Raw genomic sequence first — 6,147 nt, 5'->3', positions numbered from 1 at the left:
GCGATGGTCTCAAGAACACCGCGGGGCACCAGACACCCCGCGTCTTCATTGACGTCCATCGCGAGCAAGCTCGGCTCCTACAGAGGTCTCAAGAACACCGCGGGGCACCAGATACCCCGCGTCATCGTTGACGCTCATCGCGAGCATGCTCGCTCCTACAGGTACAGGGTTACGCAGGATCAGTCTTCCAGCGCACGAACCCGCTCGTGACGCTGCTGCTCATCAGGCTGTGCCGAGGACTGCAGGGTGAAGTCGAAGTCGATCTCGGCGAAGCGACCGCTCACACCGTACTGGGCAGCACGGGCCTGGTCTTCGCTGAAGGTGATCTTGGCAATCAGCTCGTCGCGGGTGGCGTAGGCGAAATCGTCGTGCAGGTATTTCTCACCATCCAGGTTGATCTGGGTGGTCAGGTGACGGTGATCCGGCGCGGAAATGAAGAAGTGGATGTGCGCTGGACGCTGGCCGTGACGGCCCAGTTGATCGAGCAGTTGCTGGGTCGGACCGTCCGGTGGGCAGCCGTAGCCCGACGGCACGATGCTGCGGAAGCGGTAGCGGCCATCGGCATCGGTAACGATACGGCGACGCAGGTTGAACTCCGACTGAGAAGCATCGAAGTACGAGTAGGTACCGCCCGTGTTGGCGTGCCACACATCCACCACGGCGCCAGCAAGAGGCTCGCCTGCGGTGTTGAACACCTGGCCTTGCATGAACAGGGTCACACCCGGATCGACGCCGTCGTCCAGGCGCGCTTCGCCTTCGGACAGCGGAGCGCCGGCCACGTACAGCGGGCCTTCGATGGTGCGCGGGGTGCCGCCGGTTTTACCGGCCTGCTCGTCTTCAGCGTCCATCAGTAGGTCCAGGTAGTGTTCCAGACCCAAACCGGCCACCACCAGGCCAGCTTCCTGACGCGCACCCAGCACGTTCAGGTAGTTGACCGCTTTCCAGAACTCTTCCGGAGTCACGGCCAAGTCTTCGATGATGTTCACCGAGTCACGCAGGATGCGGTAGATCAGCGCTTTGGTGCGTGCGTCGCCGGCATCGTTGTGCAGGCCGCTGGCTTCTTCGAGAAATTTCTGTACTTCGGCAGTGTGGGAAATTTTCACGTTCATTTTATTGTTTCCTCATCTTGTAATTATTGGCAAAACTCGCTGAACAGGCTGGTTTCAGCGGTCATCCTCGCGAATCGAAGACGGGTGACGGCACATGGCGTTGATTTCGATCGCCATGTAAGGGAACAGCGGCAATTGCATCAGCAGATCATGCAGTTCCTGGACGCTGTCGACATCGAACACGCTGAAGTTGGCGTACTGGCCGGCGATGCGCCACAGGTGACGCCACTTGCCCTGGTCCTGCAGGCGTTGCGCCAGGGCTTTTTCGTCAGCCTTCAGTTGCGCGGCGCGCTCGGGGTTCATGTCGACCGGCAGATTCACGGTCATCTTTACGTGGAACAGCATAATGCTCTCCTCAGGCTTGATGAATGGCAGTGGAAGTCTTGTCGCGGCGGAAGAACGCCAGGCGTTCCTCGTCCAGGCTCAGGCCCAGACCCGGGGTGTTCGGCACGTGCAGTTCGAAATCGCGGTAAACCAGCGGCTCGCTGAGAATGTCTTCGGTCAGCAGCAGCGGGCCGAACAGCTCGGTGTCCCACGCCAGTTTGTTCAGGGTGACAAAGGCATGGGCCGACGCCATGGTGCCCAGGCCGCCTTCGAGCATGGTCCCGCCGTACAAGGCGATACCGGCCGCTTCGGCGATCGAGGCGGTGCGCAGTACCGCGCGCGGGCCGCCGTTCTTGGCGATCTTCAGGGCGAACACCGAGGCGGCGCCTTCGCGGGCCAGGTTGAACGCGTCTTCCACGCATTCGATGGACTCGTCGGCCATGATCGGCGCCGGGCTCATGGCATTCAGGCGCGCCATGCCGGCACGGTTGTTACGGGAAATCGGCTGTTCGATCAGGTCGATGCCGTTGGTGCCCAGCACGCGGCAGGCACGCAGCGCGACCGCTTCGTCCCAGGCCTGGTTGACGTCGACCCGCACGCTGGCGCGGTCGCCGAGGGCTTTCTTGATCGCAATCACGTGGGCCAGATCGCGGTTGACTTCGCCGGCACCGATTTTCAGTTTGAAGATGCGGTGGCGACGCAGGTCGAGCATTTTTTCAGCTTCGGCGATGTCCTTGGCGGTGTCGCCGCTGGCCAGAGTCCAGGCCACCGGCAGCGCATCACGCACGCGGCCGCCGAGCAATTCGCTGACCGGCACGCCCAGGCGCTTGCCCTGGGCGTCGAGCAAGGCGGTCTCGATACCGGATTTGGCGAAGGTGTTGCCACGGATGCTGCGCTCCAGGCGCAACATGGCGGCGTTGACGTTGCCGCTGTCCTGGCCGATCAACAATGGCGCGAAGTGCGTGTCAATGTTGGTCTTGATGCTGTCCGGGCTTTCGTTGCCGTAGGCCAGGCCACCGATGGTGGTGGATTCGCCGATACCTTCGATGCCATCGGCGCAACGCACACGAATGATCACCAGGGTCTGGTTCTGCATGGTGTGCATCGCCAGCTTGTGCGGGCGGATGGTTGGCAGATCGACGATGATCGTCTCGATCGACTCAATGGCAGTTGCAAGCATTTCGATACCCATCAGGTTCTTGGAGTTCTGGAACCGATTCTGGTACGGCTTTTTTCGCGATGCCAATATAGAATTGGTCTGACTTGATACCTTTAAGGTATGCAACCGAAGAATGCCCGGAGGCTCCATGGAACTGCGTCACCTGCGATATTTCCAGGTACTGGCCCAAACCCTCAATTTCACCCGCGCCGCAGAATTGCTGCACATCGCGCAACCGCCCCTGAGCCGGCAGATCCAGCAACTGGAGGACGAATTGGGGGTGATCCTGCTGGAGCGCGGCCGCCCGCTGAAGCTGACCGAGGCCGGACGATTCTTTTATGAGCACTCCACCGCGCTGCTGGAACAGTTGAACAAGGTGCGCGACAACACGCGGCGCATTGGCCTCGGGGAAAAGACCTGGCTGGGGATCGGATTTGCGCCGTCAACCCTGTATGGGGTATTGCCGGAACTGATTCGCCGGCTGCGCAGCGGCGAACCGCTGGAACTGGAGCTGGGGTTGTCGGAGATGACTACCCTGCAACAGGTGCAGGCGCTCAAGGCCGGACGCATCGACATCGGTTTCGGCCGTATCCGCATCGACGACCCGGCGATCGTGCAGACCGTCCTCACCGAAGACCGCCTGGTCGCCGCCCTCCCCGCTGGCCACCCGTTGCTGGCCGGCCCGATCAGCCTGCGCGACCTGGCCCGGGAGCCATTCGTGCTCTACCCCGGCAACCCGCGCCCCAGCTACGCCGACCACGTGATCGCGCTGTTCGAATCCTATGGCGTGAGCATTCATGTGGCGCAATGGACCAACGAGTTGCAAACGGCGATCGGTCTGGTGGGCGCGGGGATCGGTATCACTCTGGTGCCGGCTTCGGTGCAACTGCTGCACCGCGACGACATCGGCTTCACCCCGCTGCTGGAAGACAACGCCACCTCGCCGATCATTCTCAGCAGGCGGGTGGGCGACGTTTCACCGGGGTTGAATCATTGCTTGAAGATGATTGATGAGCTGCTCCCGAGGGACTGACACCCGGTTGCACGCTGGTGTGCACGGGATCCCTGTGGGAGCGAGCCTGCTCGCGATGGACGTCAACGATAACGGGGGCTGCCTGAATGAACGCGTTGCCCGGGCGTTCTTCGCGAGCAGGCTCGCTCCCACAAGGGTTCATTCACAAGCCCGGTTGGCGAACGGGATCTTCAGCCAGCGAACGCCCTGCGCCCCGCGCTCAACTCTGTTCGCAATTCACCCACCAGATCGGAAATGGCCCGGACACTGGTCAGTTGCTCGGTCGAGACCCCACTGATCAGCAGTTCAATCCGCCCACTGACCGGCTCATACACCTCGATGCGCAGCAAACCACCATACTCCGTGCACTCACAGGACAGTGGCGCGAAGCCGGACTCCACAATGTTGCAAAGCACTGAAATGGGAAGCATGGCCGGTCCCTCGGTCGAACGCTGATCGGATCCAATCAGGATAGATGCGTTTTGCCATCTGCGCGTCAGAAAATGTTACACATCTCTCATTTCTCGCAAGTTCTTCAATCGGCATTGCGCTTCCAGATCCAGTTCCAAAACCCCGGCAATTCCACCGCTTGCGAACTGTCGCGCACAGTGCGGGCCATTGCGGCCTTCTGCAACTCGGCGGTGTCGCCATAAAACGCCTGCGGCGCGACCTTCACCCCGGTCTCCCGGGCGCTGTCGAGGAGGATTTGCAGGTACTCGCGGGTATGCCGGGCGGTGTAGCGGTTCAGGTCATGGAAGGTCACCACCACCGGAATCACCCCATCGACCACCGGCAGCTCACCCAAGGCAATGCGTTCACGAACTTCGGACATCGAACGCAGGAAATGCGCCCGACGCCGCGGGCTGGCGTTGAAACCCCAGATCTTGCCGTCGTTGGCGCTCAGGTCGGTCAGCAGCACGTGCAAGCCGTGCTGTTGATAGGCGGCAAAGGTGCGCTTGTCGTAGTTCCAGAACGGCGGGCGCAGCAGCGTCGGCGGCGCCCCGGTGATGGCGGCGATGTCGGCACAGCCCCTGGTCAGCGCCTCCTCAAGCTCCTGAGGATCGAGTGAGCGATGATTGGTGTGGGACGGCGTAGCGGTGTGGAACGCCAGAATGTGCCCGGCGTCCCGCTCGCGGTGCATCACCGCACGGCCGATGTCACTGTTGCCGGCGCGGGTGGCCTGGGTCTGAACGAAGAACACGGCTTTGATGTCGGTCTGCAACGGATTGCGCGCCAGGCTGTCGAGCACGGTCTCGGTAGGGTTCCAGAAACTCGACGCGCTGGGGCCGTCATCGAAGGTCAGGAGAAAGCGGATCGGCGGTTGAGCCAGCAGCCGCTGCTCGGTCTGCGACGTCATTTCGATGGGAGCGGCGATGCAACCGAGCAGACTGGCTGCCATGGCAATTGCCGTTAGAACCTTGACCAACTGTTTCATCTTTTGCCTTGGATCAGACCTCTACAAGGCGAACATCTTACCTGTAGGAGCGAGCACGCTCGCGATGCAAGTGCAAACACCGAGGGGTGTCAGGCTGCCAGCGTTATCGTTGGCGACCATCGCGAGCATGCTCGCTCCTACAGGATTTTGGGTGTTTATTGGGCCAGCGCCTGCTGAAACGAATTGTCGATGATCGGCGCCGTCGCCAGTTCGGTCGGCAGCGCCTTGACCTTGAACAGGAAGTCCGCGGTGCTCTGCAGGTCCTTCGCCGCCTGCCCGTCTACCGGGCCGACGGTCATGTGGGCCTGGCGCAGCCAATGACGCGAGACGTTCTGGTCGAGATTGGCCTTCTTCGCCCACAGGTCCGCGTATTCATCGGTGTTGTTGTCGACCCAGGCCCGGGCCTTTTTCAGGCGGGCGAGGAAGTCGGCGATGGCCTCACGCTTGCTGTCGATCGACGGCGTCGAAGCGGCGATGGCGCTCAGGCCGGGCATCAGGTTCTTCGCCGTGAGAATCGGCCGCGCGTCGGAGAACAGGATCTGCTGCGAAATATAGGGTTCCCAGACCGGGAACGCATCGATGCTGCCCTGGGGCAACGCGGCGGCGGCATCGATCGGCATCAGCTTGATGAAGTCGACGTAGTTTTCCGGCAGGTCGGCATTTTCCAGGGCACGCAGTGTCAGTTGCTGGCTCCAGGCGCCGGGCCAGTAGGCGACCTTCTTGCCCTTGAGGTCGGCGATGGTTTTCACCGGCGAGTCCTTGGGCACCAGCAAGGCGATGGTGTCCGGGTTCTGCCGCGAAACGCCGATCAGCTTGACCGGCGCCTGCTTGGCGGCCAGAAACAGAAAGCCCGAGTCGCCGAGAAACCCCAGGTCCAGCGCGCCGGTGTTCAAGGCTTCGGCCAGCGGCGCGGCGGCCTGGAAGTGTTTCCAGTCGACGGTGTATGGCGCGTCCTTGAGCACTCCCGAGGCCTCCACCGACGCCCGGATGTTGTAATAGTTCTGATCGCCCACGTGCAGAACGACAGGTTCGGCGGCATGGGCAAGCGGCGCGGCAAACAGGGCGCTGGTCAACAGACCACGCAGGAATCGGGACAGGTTCATCGGGG

At 62.0% G+C, this 6,147-nt stretch carries 7 protein-coding genes; 1 reads left to right on the top strand and 6 read right to left on the bottom strand.

Features of this window, described 5'->3' with window-relative positions; genetic code table 11:
• Positions 1–179: 179 nt before the first annotated feature.
• The 3 genes from catA to ACW9JE_RS14180 are packed head-to-tail and all read right to left on the bottom strand — an operon-like array spanning position 180 to position 2,613.
• A complete protein-coding gene (gene catA / locus ACW9JE_RS14190) occupies positions 180–1,109 on the bottom strand; it encodes a catechol 1,2-dioxygenase (RefSeq protein WP_224536731.1) in 930 nt (309 codons plus the stop codon).
• A gap of 54 nt (positions 1,110–1,163) precedes the next feature.
• The gene (gene catC / locus ACW9JE_RS14185; protein ID WP_175378952.1) at positions 1,164–1,454 is read right to left on the bottom strand and encodes a muconolactone Delta-isomerase; all 291 of its coding nucleotides are present in this window, start codon (positions 1,452–1,454) and stop codon (positions 1,164–1,166) included.
• A gap of 10 nt (positions 1,455–1,464) precedes the next feature.
• Positions 1,465–2,613: a muconate cycloisomerase family protein gene (locus ACW9JE_RS14180; protein ID WP_175378953.1), complete on the bottom strand. Its 1,149-nt coding sequence runs from the start codon at positions 2,611–2,613 to the stop codon at positions 1,465–1,467.
• 127 nt (positions 2,614–2,740) lie between these two features.
• Between ACW9JE_RS14180 and ACW9JE_RS14175 the strand changes: the two genes are divergently transcribed.
• On the top strand, positions 2,741–3,625 hold the full coding sequence (locus ACW9JE_RS14175; RefSeq protein WP_224536732.1) for a LysR family transcriptional regulator: 885 nt from the start codon (positions 2,741–2,743) through the stop codon (positions 3,623–3,625).
• Positions 3,626–3,795: 170 nt separating this feature from the next.
• On the opposite strand, the gene ACW9JE_RS14170 is transcribed toward ACW9JE_RS14175, so the two are convergent.
• The 3 genes from ACW9JE_RS14170 to ACW9JE_RS14160 form a co-directional block, all read right to left on the bottom strand.
• Positions 3,796–4,035, bottom strand: coding sequence for a DUF1652 domain-containing protein (locus ACW9JE_RS14170; RefSeq protein WP_224536733.1), 240 nt, complete (start codon positions 4,033–4,035; stop codon positions 3,796–3,798).
• Positions 4,036–4,139: 104 nt separating this feature from the next.
• Complete coding sequence (locus tag ACW9JE_RS14165) at positions 4,140–5,039, bottom strand: polysaccharide deacetylase family protein (RefSeq protein WP_457433081.1); 900 nt, start codon at positions 5,037–5,039, stop codon at positions 4,140–4,142.
• Positions 5,040–5,194: 155 nt separating this feature from the next.
• On the bottom strand, positions 5,195–6,142 hold the full coding sequence (locus ACW9JE_RS14160; RefSeq protein WP_457433080.1) for an ABC transporter substrate-binding protein: 948 nt from the start codon (positions 6,140–6,142) through the stop codon (positions 5,195–5,197).
• Positions 6,143–6,147: the final 5 nt, after the last annotated feature.

This window comes from Pseudomonas sp. SDO55104_S430 (genome assembly GCF_054070595.1).
This window is presented reverse-complemented; position numbering and strand designations above follow the sequence as displayed.